This is a genomic window from Paenibacillus typhae (assembly GCF_900099765.1).
GTDB classification, from domain to species: Bacteria; Bacillota; Bacilli; order Paenibacillales; family Paenibacillaceae; genus Paenibacillus_AQ; species Paenibacillus_AQ typhae.
In genome coordinates this window covers 16,887-38,968 of the sequence record NZ_FNDX01000007.1, presented here as the reverse complement: position 1 = coordinate 38,968, position 22,082 = coordinate 16,887, and the positions used below count along the sequence as shown (strand labels likewise).

Genomic DNA, 22,082 nt, shown 5'->3' with positions numbered 1-22,082 from the left:
AATGAGCAAAAGAGCGACTAACATAAGGAACAATAAAGCGACTAACAATGCATTTGATGTGGTCATTATCGTCTGTCTGATTCTTTCTGTGCTGGCGTGTCTGATTCCGTTTATTCATATTCTGGCTGTATCCTTCAGCGGAACCGTGCCGATCGCATCGGGAAAAGTCACTTTATTGCCCTTGGATTTCAATATTGAGGCGTATAAAAAGGTGTTCGGTGATGCTGCCATGATCCGTTCGCTGGGCTTCACCGTATTTCTGACCGTGCTTTTTACGGTTCTCTGCATGATGATGACAGTTGCGGCCGGCTATGCGCTGTCCAAGAAGGACCTGAAGGGCCGCAAAATCTTTATGTTCATTATTGTAGTGACGATGTTCTTCAGCGGCGGTATTATTCCCGAATATATTCTTACACGTGAATTGCACCTGCTAAATACCATCTGGGCCCTAATTCTGCCGGGACTGATTAGCCCGTTCTACATGATCATTCTGATCTCTTTCCTCGCCGGCATTCCGGATGCGCTGAAGGAGTCCGCAGAGATTGACGGCAGCAGCCAGTTCGGCACACTGCTCCGGATTATTTTGCCGCTGTCCATGCCGGTGCTTGCTACCTTAAGCCTGTTCTATGCGGTCGGCCGGTGGAACGGATTCCAGGATACACTGATGTATATTACCAAGCCGGAGCTGTATCCGCTGCAGCTTAAGCTGTACCAGATGATCCAGAACAGCCAGGTGTCGGATCTGATGCGGATGGAGGGTAACGCTATCAGTACAGTAGTGCCGGAAAGCCTCAAGGCGGCGACAGTAATGTTCGCGACAGTGCCGATTCTGCTCGTATATCCTTGGCTGCAGAAGTACTTTGTCTCCGGTGTAATGACCGGGGCTGTTAAGGGATAAGACGTTGTAAGGGGAGCTTTGGAATTTGAGGAATGAGGAACTGAAGAATGTAAGGGACTTAGGCAATTCAAAGTAGTTTAGAATGAGAGAAACTTCTGTTAACAATGAATATGAGGGGGTGTACTGGAGTGAAATTCACATCAAAAGAGCAATACTCCTTCTCGACCTGCTGGAATATCAGAAGGCATGAATCCGGTGACCGGATGATAGAAGAAATACGTTCGCTTGGCTTCTCCAGAGTTGAACTGAACTACAATGTAACCCGTGAAATGCTGCAGACGATTGAGCCGCTGATTGAACGGGGAGAGATCGGCATCTCCAGTGTACACAATACATTCCCGCATATAGCCGATCCCGACTACGGCACAGATTCAGTGCTGCTTGGCTTTGAAGACAAGGAGCGGCGGAGCAGGGCGGTGGAGCTGCTGCTGCAGTCGGCGGAATACGCCCACCGCTATGGGGCAGAGGCCGTTGTGGTGCATCCCGGCGAGGTGCCTTTTGACCGGGATATTGACCATCAGCTTAAAGAGATTTACAGCACACAAGGCCGGGAGTCTGCCGCGTATCAGCGGCTTTGGGCTGAAATGATTGAGCGCCGGGAAGCCCTGAGCGACGGCTATATTCAGCGTATTATGAGCAGCCTCGACGACGTGTGCGAGCAATCCGAGAGACGCGGGTACAAAGTGAAATTCGGGATTGAAACCCGTTCGCGCTGCAACCAGATGCCGACACTGGAGGAGGCCAGGACCATTATCTCTGGCCTGAGGGGAGCACCGGTCGGCCTGTGGTATGACATCGGCCACGGCATGATGATGGGACGGATGGGGCTATATGACAATGTGAACGAAGCGAATGCAATGATAGAAGATATTGTAGGCGTCCATATACATGAAACGATTGGACTATCGGATCATTGGTGTCCATATGTACACAGCGGGGATATGGAGGGCTTCGATTCCTTCCTCGATATTATCGCCCAGGCACCGGTCAAGGTGTATGAGCTGAAAGCGGCCTGCGCCCCGGCGGATATTGAACTGAGTCATCAGATGCTTGTTTCAAAGATAGCCCGGCGCAGCGGAGGACGGATTGCGCGGACAGTTGGAGGGGAATAGCAGATGTTCAAAAAGATAACGGCTATAAATGACAAGTGGACACAGGAATCACTGGAGATGCAGATCACTGACCGGGATAACCGTTACTTCGGAGGCGTGCGTGATCCGCTAAGCGGCGTAGCCTGGCCGAATCATACCGGCACCGCCCAGTACATTGCGGCCTGGGCTGCCGCACTCTGTAATCCGCAGTCGCAGTATTACCGTGATCCGGCCCTGCTTCAGCAGCTGCACCAGGCGGCGGATTTCATGCTGCGGTTCCAGCATGAGGACGGCACGATATCTCCGGGCTGGACCAACTACCATTCACCGCCGGATACGGCCTTTGTGGTAGTGGGGTTAGCTAATATCTATACCCTGCTGGAGCAGCAGGCCTGGGATCCTGCCCGCGCGGTTCAGGAGAAGATCGGCATGTTTCTGCAGCGGGCCTTGCCGGCGATGCTGACCGGCGGCGTGCATACGCCCAACCACCGCTGGGTACTGACCGCTGCGCTCGGCTCCCTATACCGGATTTTCGGACAGGAAGAGCTGAAGTGCAGAGCCGAAGAATGGCTGCAGGAGGGGATGGACATCACCCCGGACGGAGAGTGGACGGAGCGCAGCAACGGGATCTACAACACTGTCAGTGACATTATGCTCTATTATGCGGCCCAGGATTTGAACCGGCCGGAGCTGCTTGAGCCGGTTCGCCAAAATCTGCGGATGATGAAATATCTCGTCCACCCGGACGGGGAAGTAGTGACCGATTATTCGGGACGACAGGATTTCGGCAGTGTCTTCTCGCTGGCAGACTACTATCTGTGCTATAAGCTGATGGCTGAGCTTGACGGGGATGCCGAATTTGCCGCACTGGCCGAGCTGGCCGGCCGCTCTGTTATTCACCCCGGTTCACTGCCGAATCAGATCATGCTTGGCTTCCTGTTATACCCGCAGCTGCAGTCGGCTGCGGTGAAACCGGGAGAGCTGCCTGGCCAGTACCGGAAGGTAATTAACGGCGCATTCAACCGCCGGGAGCTGCTGGACCGGATGAGGCATGACGGCTACGGCGGCCCTGTCCGCCACAGCAAGCAGCATACCGAATTCGGGGCACCGGTTGCCCGGGTCCGCAGAGGCTCCACAAGTGTGAGCGTGATGACCGAGGCGTCTTCACTGTTCTCTCTGCGCCACGGCAAGGCGCGCCTGCTCGGGGTTCAGCTGGCTTCCAGCTTTGAGCCGGGGCTGATCACTATGGATTCCCTGGTGGAGACCGAGGCAGGCTTCCGGCTGGAGTCCACCGGGGAGAAGGGCTATTACGGTACGATTCCTGCAGACAAGCTGCCGCCGCTTTCAGGGCTGCCTGCCAGTCCGTGGTATCTGCTGCCGCACGGCGAAAGGCCGCTTACCCATTCCCAGGTAAGTAAATTCTCCGTCGAGGTGACCGAGCACAGCGGAGGCTGGGAGCTGCATCTCACATCGCCGTCACCGGCGGATGTGCTGACCCAGATCGTGCTGCTCTTCGGCAGTGAAGGGATCTTGGAGGGAGAGGCGCTGACACCGGTTCCGGGAATGACGGAGGCCTCCTTCTGGAAATCCGGCAAGCTGCGCTACAGCTGCGGCGGAGACTGGATGGAGCTTGAGCATGGCAGCCATGAGCACCATTTGGCCGAAATCCGGGGCATGAGCTACCCGGATGGCTGCCAGAAGGTCATTGTAACGCTTATTACGCCGCTTGATTATACGTTGCGCATCAGCCTCTCCTGACGGAGCGGCTGTTTGTTTTATTGTGTTAGGTATGATGCCTGCGCCGCCCGCGCCGACCCAAAATGCCAAAGTCCATCCCCGGGACCCGCCGACTGCCGACCCGGAATGTCGCATTTCCGCCGCGCCGACCGTAAACGCCATCCGTGCCCTTCCGGCCCCCAACCGTAAACGCTAATCACTCAAACACCAAGCTATTATCCACCATCTGCTAACCACAAACGTCAACAAGTACCTATGACCCGCTGACTCCAAACCCCAAACCCCACGGTTGACCAGTCAACAGAACCTTCGCCCCACGAAGCCAACCCGCGCCCGCCAACAAACTACGCACTACTGTAAGTACCTGTTGCAGACGGTCCCTGCCAGTTGCCAACTCCCAAACGCTACCCACTAACTTTTAACGGACCTGAGTGACCTTATTCCGACTGCAGAGGACAATTTGCAAATCTAACGGACTGTAGCGCCGTTATTTTCCTATAAATAGTCTGATAGAGGAGAAATTGAGGTAAATAAGATCATTGGGGTCCGTTAGCGCATCAAAAACCGGGTTTTAGCCAAAGTAAGGTCATCTGTGTCCGTTACAGGGAATTCGCCTGGTTCCTGTCAAAAGGAGAAGCGGCAAATGGCAGGAAAGTTGCATAATATCGCGAACGTTTTATATGAAACGGCCGGTGAGATTGATCTGCAATCTTATAAAACTGGTAGGGGAGCGTGTAAAATGCCTAAAATGATAATAGCAGTTGCAATGTTTGTATGGGTACTGTCCGGATGCGGCCTAAACTCAGGATCAAATACCACCGGAAATCCAACAGCTAACGATGTCTTAAGCACGAATCCCGATGCAAATATTTTTATGTATCAGGATATCATTTATAGTGCAGGTATCAACTGGGTCGACGAATTAACGCTTACCAAAGATAAAGAAATAACAGAGGTAAAAGAACAGCGAAAGGACGGAAAGGAATTCAGGAATGGGACCGCAAATAAACTGAAAGCAGGGACTAAAATATTCAGTGCAAAAGAGCGGAATGACATTATAATTGCTGAAACTGCTGATGGGGAAGTCAGGTTCTACAGCTTAATAGAAGGATGAGGCGGCGAAGCTGATAGTTGCTTTCACAGCTATACAAGCTTAAGGGTGAACATTATTCATACAAAATAGTAAGGGGGGAACGCATCTGGTACTTCTGGTGAGCATATTGGGTTCGTGTCGTTTAGTATTATTGCCGGGGTTGAAGCCGGAAAGGCACTATTTGATCTTGCATTGCTTATGGGTAAACCAGATGGTGAGGAGGAAGCCGGATTTATAATCTTCGAAATGAGTCCAAAATTTAACAAGCGGAAGCTGAGGATTGCATTTTTTTCCTAACCATTATATGTTTTTTCTGGGCGCCTTACATCATAGGATGGTCGTCGCAGCTTGCTGATTATATTCTTTAAAAATCTACATTTCAGAGCGCACTCTCAGCAAGCTAAGTGGAAAATCGCCATCTATTTCTTTGTCAAACAACGTTAATTGAATATTAGTTGGAAAAAGGACACTTAATTCCAGCGGATTCGCACCAAAGATGAGTTTTCATTTGAAATAGGTGTCATTTTTCCAACTAGTGGCGGCAATCCGCGGAAAAGTGTGGGATTAAGTGCCGGAAATCCAACTAAATTAGAAATAAGCAGCTGATTCAGAGAACTGGGCAGTCGAGTAGCCGGGCAGCCAGCCCGAGCAGCCGAATAGCGTATCAGCACACAGCACATCTGCACCTTACACCACAGCACATCAGCCACTCACCCGCACGCGTGAGCATGAAAAACCACCCTGTACATTGTACAGGGTGGTAATGGTTATTCCTCCGCCGCTTTAGCGGAGGCAGGCGTGCTTTTGTTCTTGTGTACCCACAGCGCGTACTCCAGCGGGCGCACCAGCGCTGTGCGGTAGGTGCTGCTGTCGCCGGTGCGGGCGAACACCTCGCGGGCCGGCTTGGGGTTGACCTCCAGCACGAAGATCCGGCCCTGCCGGTCGATCGCAAGATCGAGCGCCAGCTCGCATAACGTGCCGAAGCTCTCCTCCAGGAAGGCGGCGGCCTCCAGGCCGAGCTTCTCAGCCGTCTTCATCGCTTTGTCGGCCTTCTCTGCGCTGCCGAGCCACTCTTTCAGCAGCACCTCCGCACGGACGGCATGGCCGCCACCGTGCAAATTTGAGGTGACGCTGCGGGCGGCGCCGACGCGGCCGGCAATGCCGGTCAGCTCCCATACGCCCTGCCCGTTCTTTTGCACGAGCATGCGGTAGTCATGGAAGCGCCCGCCCGGCAGGCGCAGCGGGATGCCCTGCTGGACGAGGAAACGCCCGCCGGCGCACCACTTTCGGACAATGGCCTCCAGCTTCGACAGCGTCACCTTGCGCGGGGAGATAATTTGCCGGTTCTGGCGGCGGCCCTGAATATCATAGAGGCTCTGCCCCTCTTTGAGCCGTTCGATCCGCAAAATGCCGCGTCCGCCCGTACCGTTAATCGGCTTCACATAGAGCACCGGGTTCGTTTTAAGCATCCGCAGCAGATCGGACGAAGATTGATAGAGCAGCGTCTCCGGCATATGCTGGCGGAAGCGGGTCTTCTGTGAAAAGGTCTGCTGGATCGTCCATTTGTTGCGCAGCGGGCGGTTCAGAAAGGTCAGATGGTTATAACGCGAACGGAAGCGTAACAGCTGCTCAAACCGGGAGCTGCGCTGAATCCGGCAGCGGTCGTAGATCATATTGGGGAAAGAGCGCCATTTGCGTGACCATTTACCGCTCACCGGGTCATAGATCATGGCATGGATCAGCTCTTTGCCCGTATTGACATCCATGGGGGTAAACACAAAGACATCCAGGCCGATTTTTTTGCCCTCAATGATCATCCGCCGGTAGATGCTTCTTTCCTCGAGCTGCTTGGCGTCGTTCAGATAGAGCGTCAGGATGCCTAAGACGGGTTCTGGCACAAAAGTTCACCTTCTTGTGGGAGAATTGCCGCGCTGCACTCCGGCTGCGACCGGAGCAGCAGCGTGGGCTTGCCTGTCGGTCCGCTTATCAGGTCAACAGCGGCAAGACTGCTGTTGAAGCACATCTTGAGACTGGCCGGATTGTCACAGGCCACCTGGCATTCCAGGCGGCCCAGGCGCTGCAGCTGTGCTGACAGCAGTGCCGTTCCTGTATGGCGGCCCCGGTACAAGGGATGAACGGCGACCAGACAGGCTTCCCGGCCGTAGCCGGAGACAAAGCTAACACCTGCCAGCTGCCGGCCGTTCTGTCCGCGCACCGTAGCGACGAGCAGGGACACACCGGGCGCTGCCAGCTGCTCCGGCGTGAGCCGGGACAGCAGGCGGCAGCCGCGCAGTGTGATCCGCCGGTCCCCGTATTCCCGCAGGAAATCCAGCAGCCCGGCAATCCTGGCTTTCCAGCGCTCAGGATTGCTGTCATATATAGAAGAGATCTGCATGGGGGTCACTTCCTTGGAAGGATTCTACTTAAAAGATAAGAAAGTATATATTTCACGCTATCCGTTATCCTTATCTTTCTCGCATAAACGGATACCGTCCTGTTTAGGACGGCGTAGCCGTTTCTACTTGCCCTGCCGGGCGAGATGCTGGCTGAACTGGAAGATCCGCTCCAGCGACAGCTTGCGGATGGCCGGTTCATCGAACTTCATCGGCCGCGAATTGGCCTCGAAGAACCAGAGGCCGCCTTCCTCGTCGACGCCGAGATCCATGGACATCTCGCCGAGCATGGCCCCTGAAGCCCGCTCGATCTGGCGGGCAATCAGCAGGGCGGTGGTTGGGACATTTTTCAGGATGACTGCCGCCCGTTCCGTGCCGAAGGTTCCCTCCAGCATGCTCGCCGGCTCTTCAACACTGCCGCCGCGGGGGACATGAGTAGTGATGCTGCGGACACCGGCCAGCCTTGCACCGATTCCGGTCACCGCCCAGGCACCCCGGCCGTTCTTCTGCAGCAGCACCCGCAGATCAAAGGGGCGGCCGCGGTGGGTGGCAAGCCCGATGGCCTGCTGCACAATATACTGGGAGATGCCCTTTTCTCTTCTGAGCCGGGCCCACAGGCGGTCGATTGAAGCGGTTTTATAGGTTATATTCTTTTTGCCGCCCTGGATCTGCAGCCGGAAGGGCAGGCTGGCTTCAGCCGCATATTTGATTCGCATGATGCCTTTGCCGGCCTTGCCGTTTTCCGGTTTGAGATAGAGGCTGTCATGGTGTTTCAGCATGGCAGCCAGTGTGGCAGCACTTTTCAGGCGTCTTGTTTTGGGCACGTGCCGGACAGTCGCCTTCGATTCCTTCAGCCATTCAAACAGATTCCATTTGTTAAAAAAGCCCGGGTTATACATTTGGATGGACTCATGCTCCAGACATTCGGCAATTTTGCGGGCGACCGGGGCCTTTTCCTCCTCGTTGCGGTTTGGAATCCGGTTGTAAATCACTTGCGGCAGAGGCATGGGGACGTTGTACCAGAGCTTTCCGCTGGGGGAAGGGATGAAGCCGTTCACCGTCTGCTCCTCAAACTTCAGGTCGCGGACGGTGACGACATAGACTAGATAACCCATTTCCTTGCCGGTGCGGATAATATCGCGGAAGTTGTTCCGGTTGCCGCGGAACTGCTTCAGCCTGTCACTGGTTGTCAGTATAGCAATTACCGGTTTGGGGGAGTCAGGGGAACGGGTATTCACAGCTCATCCCTCCTGCGGAATTTGCTGAGATACAGGCAGTGCTCCAGAATATGCTCAACGGAAGCTTTGCCCTCAGCACGCAGGGAAGGATGGCGGAAGATGGAACGTCCCGGCTTAGCGTTCGCCTCGAACATCCAGATATCTTCATCCTGGTCAATGCCAAGATCAAAGCCGATTTCACCGAGCAGGTGGCGGTGCTGGATTTCCAGCGCTTCAGCCAGCTTGACGGCAGTTGTTTTGGCCCGCTGCAGCACTTCATCCGACCTTGCGCCAAATACCCGGCCGAGTGCCTGCTGGGGAGTAAGCAGCGCTCCGCCGTTCTTCAGGTGGGTGGTGACGCTGCCCCGGCCGGCTTTTTTGGCTCCAATGCCGACGACTACCCACTGATTGCTGCCGTTCTTGTGCATATGGAAGCGGAAGTCAATCGGGCAGGAGTCGATCTCGATCAGCCGGATGCCCTGCTGCACCACATAGTTCTGCAGGTGCTGGCCGTGGCGGGAGCGGAGCATACGCATCAGGCTGTCGAAGCTGGTGAAGCGCAGCAGCACATTTTTGCCGTTTTTACGGTAGCGGGCAAAATACCCCTTCTTGGGCAGGTAAGTCAGCCGGTAGATTCCGTGTCCCAGGCTGCCGGCGGACGGTTTGTAGTATACGAAATGATGACGATCCAGCATTTCCCGCATTTTTTCCGGGCTGGGATTGGTGACTGTCTCAGGCACATAGCGGTAGGCTGCGCTGTCGTTCTCCAGCAGCCGGTAGACATCCGACTTGTTGAAAAAGCTCCAGTTGAAATAGGGAATCCGTTTACGCCCGAACCGTTCGCGGAGCTGGTTGATGTAAGGCGAGGTTTCGGCCCGGCGGCTTGGCAGCCTGTTGTATACGACATCAGGGAGCGGCACAAGCTTGCGCTCGAACTTGTCGCTTGCGTTCAGAAAAAAGCCGTTGACCTGCTCTCTCTGCCAGTCAATATCGCGCGGAGTGAAGGCAAAAATATAGCATTTATTGCTGCCCTCGCGCAGCAGCTGCTTGATGAAGCCGGTACGGGAGCCGAAGGGATTGCTTGATGAGGTGGGCCCGTCGGACAGAATGCCGACCAGCGGGCCGAGCTGTACCTCATCATTCTGCAGATTACGCAGATAGACACCGCCCGTCTTAGGGACCTTGATCGCGCTTTTTACGCCTGAAGCCAGGAACAGATGCTTTCCCGCCCGTTTGATGGGCTTGATCATGGCCGGAATGGCATCCTTACCGAGCCGCAGGCGGATATTTTTTTTACCGGATAATTTTAGGCTTTTCATCAGTTCACCCGAGACGTAGACAACTCTTTGGGGCTGCTTGGTGAAATGGACATTGCAAAAAGTGAGACCCATTGATGAATCCTCCTTAGGAACCATTGATTTCATTCTCCTGTCTGTAACGGAGCGTCTTGGCGGGTATTCTGCGGCCGGCCGGCGAGTGCTGAAGCAGATGCCGCGCATAGCGCAGCGGGTTCTCGGCGGCGAGTCTGGCCGCCCGGATGTCACCTGTCAGCCTGAATACCGAGCGGCCCGGCTTGGAATTGGCCTCCAGCAGACAGATTCTGCTTCCCGGATCAATGCCGAAGTCAAGGCCCAGCTCTCCGAGCCTGCCGCAGGATTCCTCCAGCAGGGGAGGGAGGAGTGCAGCAGCAGCAGCAAGCTCATCCTGCAGCTCAGCCCCGACTGCGCCATACTCTGCAAGCAGGAAGGGCAGCACAGCTGCTGCTGTACCCCCGCCGTGGAGGTTCGAGGTGAGGCTGCCCTGACCGCCGAGCCGCACAGCCATGCCCGTTAGCGTCCAGGCGCCGCGTCCGTTCTTCTGCATCAGCACCCGGACATCGAAGGGCCGGCCCTGGCTATCGGTTAAATGCAGATATGGCTGGATGATGTAGCTTCGCTTGCCAATGAACCGGTCGATCCAGCGGATTCCTTCCCCGGAGGTGCTGAAGTGATGGCGGAAGGCTGTGTTGTCGCCGTTCCGGCCGCGGATGCTTAATCCGCCGCCTTCCCTTGCGCCAAGTAATCTGGCATGCAGCGTTCGTTTGCCGTGGGTGCCGGCGCGGGGCTTCAGAAATATGCCGTATTCCCGCTCGGCAAGCATGGAGCCGAGCGTGTCCGGACCGGTATAGAGCCTTGTTTCTGGCAGCAGCGATGCAGCAGCAGGGCTGCGCCGGAGTATTTCATATACTCTCCACTTGTCAGGCAGACCCCGCGACCAGGGAACGGTGCGGGACAGCACCGCAAGCGCTGCCGCTGCCGCCCTTTTCTCCTGGCGGCTTGAGCAGATGCAGCGGTTGTACAGAATGTCGGGTGCAGGGGCTACCGCCTGCTGCCACTGCCCCTCCTTCCAGGTATAACCGGTTATGGATTCACCATTCTCCGCGACATCTTCGGGGTGGAACACAAGCACCTTCAGATCAAACAGCGGGGCAGCTGCGCTTAGCTGGCTGCAGAACTCCGGCTCTGCGATCGGCGGATGTCCCTGGCGCCGTCCGGTCATGATACCCAGGAATCCTTGAGCTGTATCTGTCATGGTGTCCTCCTTATAACCCGGCCAGGTAGCGGCAATATAGAATCATCTGCTTCACGGACGGTCTAATCTTCTGGTCATTCAGCGGGGTGTTGTCGTTCTTGGACGGCTTGGAGTTGACCTCCAGCAGCCAGATCCGCCCCGATTGATCCAGGGCAAGGTCAATGCCCAGCTCACCGAAGTGCGCAGGGATAAAGGTTTCGACTCCCCGGGCAATGGCCAGTGCCGCACGGGGCAGCTGGACCTGCGAGCTTTCCTTCATTCCTGCCGGAAGACTGCTTTTGCCGATGGCTTCCTTCACTGTACTGAGCGTGCCGCCCCGGGCCAGATTGGAAACGAAGTGATTGCTCCCGGCGGTACGCGCAACAATCGAAGTCACACCCCATTTGCCGGTGCCGTTCTTCTGCACCAGCGCCCGGAAATCGACAGGCCGCTTGCCGAGCTCCATCAGATTCAGTCCTTGCTGAATCTGGAAGCGGGTGGTTTTCATCTTGGGTGAAATGGACTGGAACAGCTTAGCCAGACTGGGATAGCTTTGTTTGCGCGTGCCCATCGGCGTAGTAGACAGCAGCCGGTAGCCTCCGCCTTCTTCTCTGGAGATGCGGAGGATGCCTTTGCCGAGGCTGCCGCGTACGGGTTTCAGGAAAACGCTGGAGTAGCTGTTGCACATTTTTTTAAGGATGGCAAAACCGGTCAGGGCATGGGATTCCGGCAAATACCGCTGCAGGGCGGTATCCTGGGCCAGCGCCTCAAACACCTCGGTTTTGTCAAGGAACTTCTCATTGAAAAAGTGGGTTCCGTAGCGGGATTTTACATCCGCCAGAAAATGCTGTACGCTAGGTTTGTTCTCTACCTTGCGCGTAGTAAGCCGATTGTTGATTACATCGGCGACAGGAAGACTCAGCTTCCGCCAGCCCTCGTCGTATACCCAGCCCTGGATGGACGAGCTGCGTGTTTCCAGCGCCTCCGGGGTAAAGAAATATACATAGGCACCCTGTGCTTGGCAGGCGTTGGTAAGCTCCCGGCAGAACATCGTGATCTGGCCGAACACCCGGTCCGGCTGGTCAGGATGATCCCGGCTCACCAGCACGCCGATCAGCGGGCCAAGCCGCAGAATACGGCTGCCGGTACTGTAGGAGGCATTCAGCACAGGCCGGCCTCTCCAGCCGAGCCGCCGGGCCAGCCCTTCGCTTACACGCAGGCTGTCGGCTTTGGGGACCGGAATGACGGTAACTTCCTGCCTGAATGAGCCGAAGCTCAGCTGAATGATGCCGTGAGCCGGTATTTTGAGCCTTTTCATGGATTTGTCGCCAAGCATGATCGCGTTTTCCTGCAGGATGCCCGAGTGGACCGTTTGGACCGGGATCTTGAACTTAGACATCGTGGATCTCCTTCCGGTAGGCAGCATGATGCCGGCAATTATGAATCATAAGGGTTACATATCATTCATCATATGGAGACATCTGACCCTTGGTGATTGACCTATTCCGTAAAAAGCCGTGCCGGGTGCAAATCACTATTGCTGCAGGCGGCAGACCGCAGACCCAACAACAAAATCCAGGAGGTAACACAAATGAACGTAATCGACAAGGCCCATGAGCTGGCCAGAGCCATTAAAGAAAGCACTGAATTTTCCGACATCAGCAGTGCAATGAAGGTGATTGAAGCCGATCCGGAGAGCAAGCAGATGCTGGATAATTTCCGCCAGAACCAGATTGAGCTGCAGCAGCGGATGATGAACGGGGAAATGCCTCCGCAGGAGGAAATGGAAAAGATGGAGAAGCTGTTCGAGGTGCTGAACCTGAATCTAGGCATCCGCAGGCTGTTCGACGCAGAGCGCCGCCTCAGTGTGGTTATTGAAGATGTGAACAAGATCATTACGGACAGCCTGTCGCAGATGTACGGCGGACATTAATCCTTCCCGCTCCGGCTGGGGCAGGATAAGCACAAAGGGGACTCCCCGGCCGGTCGGCTGGAGAATCCCCTTTTGTTTCATTTGCCGGATCTGCTAATCCTGCTTGCCTTCTACGGCACAGAGCAGAATTCCGGCGGCCAGCCCGAGCCTGCGGTCGAGACGGCCGGTCCGGTCACCGGAGAAGTCGGCGGTAATTTTGGTGACGAACGGGTTGATGTTCTGGCTGTAGGTCGGGATCGGGTCCCCCTGCAGCTCGACACTGTATTTTTGCGGAATAAAGCTGATCATCCGGCGTAACAGCGCCATAAAGGTGCTGTCTTCCTTCACCAGTCCGATTTCCTGGTCATGACTGTCCAGAATCAGCCACTCATCCTTCAGAATCGACTTGAGCCCCTTGCGGCGGAGTGCGCCCACATGTTCTCCGGTCTCGGAGTCAATCACATCAAAAGTGACGCTAAAGTCAATAATGCTCCGTGCCTTAATCCGCAGAAGCTCCCTTTCCATCGACTCATCCGTATAGAGTGCAATATCCTCTTTTAGCTTAAACGCCTTCATCTGTGAATAAAGCACCAGCTCCTCAGAGCTGTTATAAATATGCAGCTTGGTGCTCATAATCGAAAAAACCTTTTTGCGGATCGTATATTCCGTGTACCCGTACGCCTGATTCAAGTAATCGCCTCCTAATAATTGTATATATCATCTCATATGACCGCAGGCAGTGCTATATCATTTTGTGTGTAGCCTTATTTTTTTGCAGACTTGTCTCATAATTTCCGGGGCCGGTTCATAGAGTAGAGATATAGATTCAGTTGAAGGAGCTGTTTGTGATGAAAAAAAGAAACAAGTTCAAGCACAGCTTATACCTGCTGATTGCACTTGCCATGCTGCTCTATGCCCTCCCGCAGCTGTCATTCCAGAACGGGCCAAGCTGGGTGCTGGGCTTTGGGATTGTCTGGTGCGTATTTGCTTTCCTGATTATTGCGGCGCATCTGCATTTCATCATCGGAGTGGATGAGGAGAAGCAGAAGCGGCTGGAAGCGGTCCGCAAGCACAAGCTGGAGCAGTGGCAGGGCAAGTGGAACGAGGAAACCAGAATGTCGCAGCGTCTATAGGAGGCTGTGAACGAAGGACAAGGAGCCCGGTATCTAGTCTCTCTGCAGACAACACCTCATACAGATCCTGAGACCCGGCTGCCGGAAACGGCGTCCGGGCTTTTTGGAGAATAAAGACTTTACGGTATGCCCGTTAATGTACGAGATTAATCCTTGTAAATTCCCCGCTTTGCGGGGTTATTTTGGCTGTCCGGTCATTCACTGACTTAACTTATTTGACCTCCTGCGGGCGGTTGTACTCTGCAATTTCCGGCTGTATAATGAGTACAGAATAGTACAGATTGGGGCATGGGGGTGTAACAGTTGGAAGGACAAGGCGATAACATTACAAAGCATGAACAACTGCTGCAGCATATCGAAGGTCTCAAGGTAGGCACCAAAATTTCTGTACGCAAGCTGGCTAAAGAAATGATAGTGAGTGAGGGGACGGCTTACCGGGCGGTTAAGGAGGCCGAGAACCTGGGTATCGTCATTACGAAGGAGCGGATCGGCACCGTCCGTGTTGAAAAGAAGCCTCGGAACATATCAGACCAGCTGACCTTCGGGGATGTCGTGGATATTGTGGAAGGTCATGTGCTGGGCGGAGCTGACGGGCTGAACAAGCACCTGCATAAATATATAATCGGCGCGATGAAGGTCGATGCCATGATCCGTTATATTGACGCCGACAGCCTGCTGATCGTAGGGAACCGCGACGACGTGCATTCGCTGGCACTGGAGCAGGGGGCAGGGGTGCTGGTGACGGGCGGCTTCGGTACGAGCCGTGAGGTTAAAGCGCTGGCGGACGAGCTGGATCTGCCGGTGATTTCCTCAAGGCATGATACGTTTACCGTGGCCTCGATGATTAACCGGGCGATCTTTGACCGGCTGATCAAGAAAAAGATTATGCTGGTAGAAGACATTCTGGAGAGCAAGCCGCGGCTGAATACGCTGAAAACATCCAGCACGGTCGGTGAGCTGCGCCAGCTGGCACTCTCCAGCGGGGAGCAGCGTTTTGCGGTAACGGATGAATGGAACCGGGTCATCGGGATTGTCGGACGGCGCGATGTGGAGGAGCTGCAGGAGGGTCAGAGCATCGAAAAAGCGATGGTCCGCAGCCCGGTTACAGCGGCTCTGCAGACCTCACTGGCTTCGGCGGCGCAGATCATGATGTGGGAGGGGATTGACTTCCTGCCGATTGTGGACCGCAACCGCAAGCTGGTCGGATCGCTGACCCGCCGTGAGGTGTTGCAGAGCCTGCGGGATGTCAGCAACCAGCCGCAGATGGGTGAAACGTTCGATCATCTGATCTGGAACGGGTTTGCCGAGGAACGGGATGAGGAGGGGAAGCTGTTCTTCCACGGCTTCATCACCCCGCAGATGGCGACGGATCTGGGTACCATTTCCGAAGGTGTCCTGTCCACTTTGATGACACTATCCGCGTTCAAGGCGGCCAAGGATATTACCGGCAACGATTATGTGCTGGACAACATGTCCACCTATTTTATCCGTCCGGTGCAGATTGAGCATTCGATTATCGTGATGCCCAAGCTGCTGGAGATCAGCCGCAGAACCTGCAAGCTGGAGATCGAGATCAGCCATAATGACACGATGGTCGCCAAGGCGGTGCTGATGCTGCAGTCGATTGATCACGGGTGAGCCTGCATTGTATGAAGAGAGACCGCTCTATACGGGCAGTCTCTCTTTTTTTACTATTATATTAAAGTAGAGTTGGGGAATACCGGTATGATCCGCTACCACACTGCTGCCGTTCACCAGGGACTATGCTCATTAAGCATATAGTTGGATTTTTGCCATTTAAATTGGCCAGAATCCTATCCTTATAAAAATTAGATGGAAAATCATCACTTATTACAGGCCAAAAGCGCCATCTGGGACGAAAATGCTGGGATTAAGTGTCTTTGTTACAACTAGTATCCCGTTTTCGACTATGATCCAGAAATTAGGTGTCTATTTTTCACTTAACTGTCTTCACAGAAGTACCTGGCGGCGGAGGGGGCGGTTGCGAATTGCGCAATGAGGCTGTAAAATCAACCCCGCTAAGCCTTGCGCCTGCTCCCGCTCCGGCTGTAATAACCGTAGCTGCGCAGCCCGGAGAAAATATTAAACGCCCCGATAACGAGAAACACCGCTTCCACGATCACGCTGAGGGTTGAGCCCCGGAACAAAAACATCGACATCAGCGACAGGGTAACCAGCATGCCCCCGAGCAGCACGTTCATAATGGAGCGCCGGCGGCCCTTTTCCAGCGTGTCGGAGGTCCGGCGTGAGGAGAAGCTGTACGCGGCGGCACCAATCATAAAAACAACAAGCAGGATGAACAGCAGATACTTGATAAGCATAATCATGGACAGGCAGCTCCTTTATCAGAAGATCAATACAAAAAGCTCTGCATGAATTCCGTTTGCTATATACCTGTCCATTATTGTAGCACGGCTTCCGCCGGTACGCCCGTCTAATCTGCAGCTCAGCTGCGTTTATAAGGATTGACCTCCACCCAGATCTGCAGCACGCCCTCCATTACCAGCATGGTGCGGATCCGTACGGAGTACTCTTTTTCACGGACAATATAGATTTTACCATCCAGCAGCAGCCGCGCCAGCTTACCGTCGGTATCAATGTCGAACATGCTGCGGCCGCGCATCGGCTCCAGGTCTTCGCTCATCTGGCTGATAATTTCCTTCAAGGTTACCTGATCCAGCGCGCCGGCCCCCTCTTTTGTCTTGCTCTCCTCTGTGCGCAGCTTGATTTCCCGGATGACAGTTGAGGTATTGTTGTATTTTTTTAACGTTTTGATGTCTTTGCTGTACTGCTCGATCTGCACCCGCAGATCCTGGTTGTCGAGCCAGAGTACATTATAGCCCATATGAAAAATGGCATTGTACATGACGGCTCCTGTCACCATTCCAAGCACAAAAACGGCGGAGATCTGCGAAAAGCGGCGGTAACGCTGAAAAGGCGGAATTCTCACAACCTGCTCACCCCTTGCCGCACACCCATTTGACCAGCTCGCTGCCCATATGGGCGCCTAAAAAGGCGAATACCAGGTAGAGGATCTGCTTGATGGCGGGAGACAGATTGCCCCCGATCATATTGCTCTCAATGACCCGCATGGGGTCGATGGTGCCTCCAACTGCGGCGGCGAGCGCCCAGATTTTGATCCGGTCGGCAATATCCAGCATCGTCTCAGTCGGCGGTTGCAGCGAAACGACCGCACCGATGCCTCCGAGCATGGCGCCGCCCAGCACTATGCCGAAGGCGATGAAGAAATCGAGAACGGCTTTGCTCATGAAAATAGTCATACAAGCCCCCCTTTCCGGACAAGCGGCCCTTGTGGTTCTGCCTGTCCCTGTGCCCTTAATCCATTCTATGGGCGGCTCCCCCGGTATTATGATAAAATAGTTTCATCTTATGTTTTGATTTGAAGAGTAGAAGGGATGTGGGGATCATGAGCCCATTCGTGCATTTGCATGTGCACAGCGAATACAGTTTACTGGACGGCGCGGCGCGCATTACGGATCTCGTGCGCCGGGCCGGCGAATACGGCATGAAGTCGCTGGCGCTGACGGATCATGGAGTGATGTATGGGGCAATCCCCTTTTATAAAGCGTGCACTGCCGCCGGCATCAAGCCGATTATCGGCTGCGAGGCCTATCTGACGGCAGGCTCGCGCCGTGAGCGGGGCAGCCGCAAGGATCAGCCGATCTATCACCTGATCCTGCTCGCGAAGAATGAAACCGGCTACAGAAATCTGATGAAGCTTGTCTCCATCGGCCATCTGGAGGGCCAGCATTATAAGCCGCGCATTGATATGGAGGCACTGGCTGCCCATGCGGAGGGAATCATCTGTCTGAGCGCCTGTCTGGGCGGGGAAGTGCCGCAGCATCTGCTGCACGGGCGCGAAGATGAGGCGCGTAAGGCGGCGCTGCGCTACAAGGAGATTTTTGGCGGTGACTTCTATCTGGAGCTGCAGGATCACGGCATTCCCGAGCAGAAGCGGGTGAATCCGCAGCTGATTTCCCTGGCTTCGGAGCTGGACATTCCGCTTGTCGCGACGAATGATGTGCACTATCTGGCCAAGGAGGATGCCGAGGTCCAGGATGTGCTGATCTGCATCGGCACAGGCAAGACGGTGGACGATGAGGACCGGCTGAAGATCGGTACGGACCAGCTGTTCCTGAAGAGCGGAGAGCAGATGGCGGCGCTGTTTCCGCATGTACCTCAGGCGATCACCAATACACAGGAAATTGCCGATAAATGCAATCTGGAATTGACGTTCGGGCAGCATATTCTCCCCGAATATTCCCCGCTGCCGGAAGGGCTGGATGCAGCAGCTTATCTGCGCCGGCTCTGCCGCAGCGGGCTGGAAGCGCGTTATGCGGATACACCGCTGTGGGCTTCACCCGGGCAGAAGGCGGCTGCAGAGCAGCGTCTGGACTATGAGCTGGGTGTCATCGAGAGCATGGGCTTCAGCGATTACTTCTTGATCGTCTGGGATTTCATTGCCTTCTGCCACAAGAGTGGTATCGTTACCGGCCCGGGCCGCGGCTCTTCGGCAGGCAGTCTCACCGCCTATACCCTGCGGATTACCGATGTAGATCCGTTGAAATATAACCTGCTCTTTGAGCGTTTTCTTAATCCGGAGCGGATTACGATGCCGGATATTGATATCGACTTCAGCGATGAGCGCCGTGATGAGGTTATTGCTTACGTGGTCGAGAAATACGGCAGGGAGCATGTGGCACAGATCATTACGTTTGGAACAATGGCAGCCAGGGCAGCGGTCCGTGATGTCGGCCGGGTGCTGAACCTGCCGTACAATGAGGTGGACAAGGCAGCGAAGCTGATCCCCGGACAGCTCGGGATCAGCATTGCGCGCGCACTTGAGGGCAGTCCTGATCTGAAGGCGCTGTATGAGACCAGCGGCAAGACCAGGGAGCTGCTCGACATGGCGATGAAGGTTGAAGGCATGCCGCGCCATGCGTCCACACATGCTGCCGGCGTTGTAATTTCCAAGGGCCCGCTGACCGATGCGGTGCCGCTGCAGGCCGGCAATGAGAGCACGGCGCTGACCCAGTATTCCATGGAGCATCTGGAGAGCGTCGGACTGCTCAAAATGGATTTTCTGGGACTAAGGACGCTGTCGATTATTGAACGCTGCATGAATTGGATCAGGGAGATGGACGGGGCGGCTCCCGATTTCCGCACCATTCCCGATGATGATCCGCTGACCTACGAAATGCTCGGGGCCGGCGAGACGACCGGCGTCTTTCAGCTGGAGTCTGCGGGCATCCGCCGTGTGCTGAAGGACCTGAAGCCGTCGGGCTTCGAGGACGTCATCTCGGTGCTGGCGCTGTACCGTCCGGGCCCGATGGAGTTCATCCCCAAGTTTATTGCCGGCAAGCACGGCGAGATAGAGGTGGACTATCCGCATGCCGACCTGACGCCGATTCTGGCGGATACGTACGGCATTATCGTATACCAGGAGCAGATTATGCAGATTGCTTCCCTGATGGCGGGCTTCTCGCTTGGTGAAGCGGACCTGCTGCGCCGCGCGGTGTCGAAGAAGAAGCGCGAGACGCTGGACAAGGAGCGCAGCCACTTTGTGGAGGGCAGCCTGCAGCAGGGCTATCAGGAGGCGGATGCGAATGCCGTCTATGATATGATCGTCCGGTTCGCCGATTACGGCTTCCCGCGGGCTCATGCCGCCGCTTACGGCGTGCTGGCCTTTCAGACTGCCTATCTGAAGGCGCACTATCCGGTGCAGTTCATGGCTTCTATGCTGACGGCGGTCATGGGTACCCACCGCAAGGTGGCCGAATATGTGCTGGAATGCCGGCGCACCGGCATCGGTGTTCTGCCGCCGGATGTTAATGAGAGCGGCGTACTGTTTACTCCGGTTCCCGGCGGGGAAGGGGGCGGCGGCCATATCCGCTTCGGTCTGGCAGCCGTGAAAAATGTCGGAACGCTGGCGGTGGAGAACATTATGGCCGTCCGTAAAGAGCGTCCGTTCGACAGTCTGCTCGATTTCTGCCGCCGTGTCGATTTGCGCGTCTGCAACAAGCGCGTCATCGAATCGCTGCTTCAGGCCGGAGCCTTCGACCGGCTGCCCGGACACCGGGCCCAGCTGCTGGCCATGCTCGACGAGACCGTCGATGCCGCGGCCAAATGGCGCAAGGAGCGGGACGAGCTGCAGATCCAGCTGTTCGACGATCTGATCGAGACCCCGAACTGGGAAATCCGCTATCCGGATATCCCGAGGTTCAGTGTCACCCAGCAGCTGGAGCTGGAGCGCGAGCTGCTTGGGCTGTATCTGTCCGGCCATCCGCTGGACGACAGTGCGGCCCTGCTTGAGGAGCCGGGCATCCAGCGGCTGATGGACCTTGGCGAAGCTGCGGATGAGAGCCAGACGGTTACGGCGGGGATGGTCGTCTCCGTCAAGGAGATTATGACCAAGGCCGGCAAGGCGATGGCGTTCATCCAATGGGAGGACCAGATCGAGCGCTGCGAGGTCGTGCTGTTCCCTGAGGTGTGGAAACGCAGCCGCAGCCTGGTCGAGAAGGGTGCGCTGCTCGCCCTGCGCGCCAAGGTGCAGCAGGAGGACGAGGGCTTCAAGCTGCTGGCCGAGGAGGTCGCGCCGCTTGGCGCGGACGCTCTCCATGGCCTGCTGCAGCGCCGCAGCGCAGCTGCCTCCCGTCCGTCCGGTCCGGGACGGACGGCCTCTGCAGGAGCGCCGCGCAGCGCTCCTGCTCCGCGGGGCGGCGCCGGGGGCACCGGCGCGCCGCGCACTGCCGCAGGCGGCGCAGCAGCGCCTGCAGCCCCGCCGGCCGCACCTGCGGGTGCGGCGGGAGGCGGCCAGCGTGTCTTTATCAAGATCACGCCGGCCGCAGAGAACCCGGCGCTGCTCTCGCGCCTGCAGGCACTGCTGCAGACCCATCCCGGGCCTGCAGCCACGCTGCTGTTCTACGAGCGCGAGCAGCGGGTGCTGGCGCTCAGCGACAGCTACCGGATCGAGCCGTCGCCGGAGCTGTTCGCAGCAGTTGAAGAGATGCTGGGAGCCGGTACAGTAAGAATAAAATAAGAACATTTTCGCCCTTTTCCGCATACATTAGGAAACCACAGGGAATGGTCCCGTGCGGAAAGGGGATTGACCACATGTCCTATCAAATGGCAACAGAACTGCTGGAACGCAGGGGAGTAACGTTATCGTCCATTGCTGAGATCGTATATATTTTGCAATCCAAATATTATCAGGATTTAACAGAGGAAGAATGTATGTCCAGCGTGAAGTCGGTGCTCGGCAAAAGAGAGGTGCAGTACACGCTCATGACAGGCGTTGCCCTGGATGAGCTGGCGGAGAAAGGGATGCTTCCCCAGCCGCTGCAGGCGGTGATGGAGGCGGATGAATCGCTGTATGGCGCGGACGAGACGCTGGCGCTGGGGATTACGGGGGTGTACGGGATGATCGGGCTGACCAGCTTCGGCTATCTGGACAAAGTCAAGCTTGGCGTGATCGGCAGGCTCAACGATGAGCCGGGCAGAATCCATGTCTTTCTGGATGACCTGGTTGCCGGAATTGCCGCAGCCGCTTCTGCCCGGATTGCCCACCGCCATGAAGGGGCAAAGGTGTACCCCCATGTCACCGGTACGCCATAAGGGATCACCCGATAGCTGATGAATACGGCCTCCTGGTCCCGCCTCCTCCGTTTTACTCCTGTTGCGGGAAAAAAGAAAACTGTGTTATCATGATTCCATTATACGCGGGATACGGCTGGGAATTGAGATCAGGGAGGCCTTGCAGGGCATGTGGACGGTAATTTATATAGCGCCAACCGCCAAAGTGGCGGATATGATTCAGAGCAAGCTTACGGAAGAAGGATTCCTGGTAAAGTGCCGTCCGATTAATATGTCCAAGCAGCAGTTTGAGATTCTGGTTCCTTCGGGGGAGCTTGAGGAAGTGCAGGAAGCCCTGAATCTGATTTTACATCCCTAATTAAATATGTATAAGTGCAGTAGTTGACAGCGGCAAGCTGCTGAATGCGCAAATAAACGGCTGAA

General features: G+C 55.7%; 20 protein-coding genes. 10 read left to right on the top strand and 10 right to left on the bottom strand.

What is annotated here, in order from left to right; genetic code table 11:
* Position 1: 1 nt before the first annotated feature.
* The 4 genes from BLR64_RS08425 (at position 2) to BLR64_RS08410 (ending at position 4,840) form a co-directional block, all read left to right on the top strand.
* Positions 2-898, top strand: coding sequence for a carbohydrate ABC transporter permease (locus tag BLR64_RS08425; RefSeq protein WP_090713833.1), 897 nt, complete (start codon positions 2-4; stop codon positions 896-898).
* A gap of 128 nt (positions 899-1,026) precedes the next feature.
* Positions 1,027-2,010, top strand: a complete 984-nt coding sequence (locus BLR64_RS08420; RefSeq protein ID WP_244157642.1) for a sugar phosphate isomerase/epimerase family protein — start codon at positions 1,027-1,029, stop codon at positions 2,008-2,010.
* A gap of 3 nt (positions 2,011-2,013) precedes the next feature.
* The gene (locus BLR64_RS08415) at positions 2,014-3,747 is read left to right on the top strand and encodes a hypothetical protein (RefSeq protein WP_090713697.1); all 1,734 of its coding nucleotides are present in this window, start codon (positions 2,014-2,016) and stop codon (positions 3,745-3,747) included.
* Between the two features lie 622 nt (positions 3,748-4,369).
* Entirely contained in the window at positions 4,370-4,840 is a 471-nt protein-coding gene (locus tag BLR64_RS08410) for a hypothetical protein (RefSeq protein ID WP_090713696.1), read from the top strand.
* A 746-nt stretch (positions 4,841-5,586) separates the two neighbouring features.
* On the opposite strand, the gene BLR64_RS08405 is transcribed toward BLR64_RS08410, so the two are convergent.
* From BLR64_RS08405 to BLR64_RS08380, 6 genes are all read right to left on the bottom strand, one after another.
* Positions 5,587-6,717, bottom strand: coding sequence for a YheC/YheD family endospore coat-associated protein (locus tag BLR64_RS08405; protein ID WP_090713695.1), 1,131 nt, complete (start codon positions 6,715-6,717; stop codon positions 5,587-5,589).
* Entirely contained in the window at positions 6,699-7,214 is a 516-nt protein-coding gene (locus tag BLR64_RS08400; RefSeq protein ID WP_090713694.1) for a GNAT family N-acetyltransferase, read from the bottom strand. Before BLR64_RS08400 ends, BLR64_RS08405 begins: the two co-directional genes overlap by 19 nt.
* 123 nt (positions 7,215-7,337) lie before the next feature.
* Positions 7,338-8,450 carry a YheC/YheD family endospore coat-associated protein gene (locus BLR64_RS08395; protein ID WP_090713693.1) on the bottom strand — a complete coding sequence of 371 codons (1,113 nt, stop codon included), beginning with the start codon at positions 8,448-8,450 and terminating at the stop codon, positions 7,338-7,340.
* Entirely contained in the window at positions 8,447-9,820 is a 1,374-nt protein-coding gene (locus tag BLR64_RS08390; protein ID WP_090713692.1) for a YheC/YheD family endospore coat-associated protein, read from the bottom strand. Before BLR64_RS08390 ends, BLR64_RS08395 begins: the two co-directional genes overlap by 4 nt.
* Positions 9,821-9,833: 13 nt before the next feature.
* Positions 9,834-11,000 carry a YheC/YheD family endospore coat-associated protein gene (locus BLR64_RS08385; protein ID WP_090713691.1) on the bottom strand — a complete coding sequence of 389 codons (1,167 nt, stop codon included), beginning with the start codon at positions 10,998-11,000 and terminating at the stop codon, positions 9,834-9,836.
* 10 nt (positions 11,001-11,010) lie between these two features.
* The gene (locus BLR64_RS08380; protein WP_090713690.1) at positions 11,011-12,378 is read right to left on the bottom strand and encodes a YheC/YheD family endospore coat-associated protein; all 1,368 of its coding nucleotides are present in this window, start codon (positions 12,376-12,378) and stop codon (positions 11,011-11,013) included.
* A 192-nt stretch (positions 12,379-12,570) separates the two neighbouring features.
* Between BLR64_RS08380 and BLR64_RS08375 the strand changes: the two genes are divergently transcribed.
* Complete coding sequence (locus BLR64_RS08375; RefSeq protein WP_068728702.1) at positions 12,571-12,912, top strand: YlbF/YmcA family competence regulator; 342 nt, start codon at positions 12,571-12,573, stop codon at positions 12,910-12,912.
* A 93-nt stretch (positions 12,913-13,005) separates the two neighbouring features.
* On the opposite strand, the gene BLR64_RS08370 is transcribed toward BLR64_RS08375, so the two are convergent.
* Complete coding sequence (locus BLR64_RS08370) at positions 13,006-13,581, bottom strand: LURP-one-related family protein (RefSeq protein WP_090713689.1); 576 nt, start codon at positions 13,579-13,581, stop codon at positions 13,006-13,008.
* Between the two features lie 158 nt (positions 13,582-13,739).
* Here BLR64_RS08370 and BLR64_RS08365 point away from each other — a divergent pair, with 158 nt between their 5' ends.
* Entirely contained in the window at positions 13,740-14,024 is a 285-nt protein-coding gene (locus BLR64_RS08365) for a hypothetical protein (protein ID WP_208607154.1), read from the top strand.
* A gap of 303 nt (positions 14,025-14,327) precedes the next feature.
* Entirely contained in the window at positions 14,328-15,662 is a 1,335-nt protein-coding gene (locus BLR64_RS08360; protein WP_090713688.1) for a DRTGG domain-containing protein, read from the top strand.
* Between the two features lie 401 nt (positions 15,663-16,063).
* Here the strand turns inward: BLR64_RS08360 and BLR64_RS08355 are convergent, their stop codons facing one another.
* The 3 genes from BLR64_RS08355 to BLR64_RS08345 form a co-directional block, all read right to left on the bottom strand.
* On the bottom strand, positions 16,064-16,372 hold the full coding sequence (locus BLR64_RS08355) for a YtpI family protein (RefSeq protein WP_090713687.1): 309 nt from the start codon (positions 16,370-16,372) through the stop codon (positions 16,064-16,066).
* 119 nt (positions 16,373-16,491) lie between these two features.
* Entirely contained in the window at positions 16,492-16,995 is a 504-nt protein-coding gene (locus BLR64_RS08350; RefSeq protein ID WP_090713686.1) for a sporulation membrane protein YtrI, read from the bottom strand.
* 7 nt (positions 16,996-17,002) lie between these two features.
* The gene (locus tag BLR64_RS08345; RefSeq protein ID WP_090713685.1) at positions 17,003-17,326 is read right to left on the bottom strand and encodes a YtrH family sporulation protein; all 324 of its coding nucleotides are present in this window, start codon (positions 17,324-17,326) and stop codon (positions 17,003-17,005) included.
* Between the two features lie 146 nt (positions 17,327-17,472).
* On the opposite strand from BLR64_RS08345, the gene BLR64_RS08340 reads away from it, so the two are divergent.
* The 3 genes from BLR64_RS08340 to BLR64_RS08330 all read left to right on the top strand — a co-directional run bounded on the left by BLR64_RS08340 (position 17,473) and on the right by BLR64_RS08330 (position 22,017).
* Positions 17,473-21,105, top strand: coding sequence for a DNA polymerase III subunit alpha (locus BLR64_RS08340; protein ID WP_090713684.1), 3,633 nt, complete (start codon positions 17,473-17,475; stop codon positions 21,103-21,105).
* Positions 21,106-21,179: 74 nt separating this feature from the next.
* Positions 21,180-21,680 carry a phosphatidylglycerophosphatase A family protein gene (locus BLR64_RS08335; RefSeq protein WP_090713683.1) on the top strand — a complete coding sequence of 167 codons (501 nt, stop codon included), beginning with the start codon at positions 21,180-21,182 and terminating at the stop codon, positions 21,678-21,680.
* Positions 21,681-21,828: 148 nt separating this feature from the next.
* Positions 21,829-22,017 carry a hypothetical protein gene (locus tag BLR64_RS08330; RefSeq protein WP_039871751.1) on the top strand — a complete coding sequence of 63 codons (189 nt, stop codon included), beginning with the start codon at positions 21,829-21,831 and terminating at the stop codon, positions 22,015-22,017.
* Positions 22,018-22,082 lie beyond the last annotated feature (65 nt).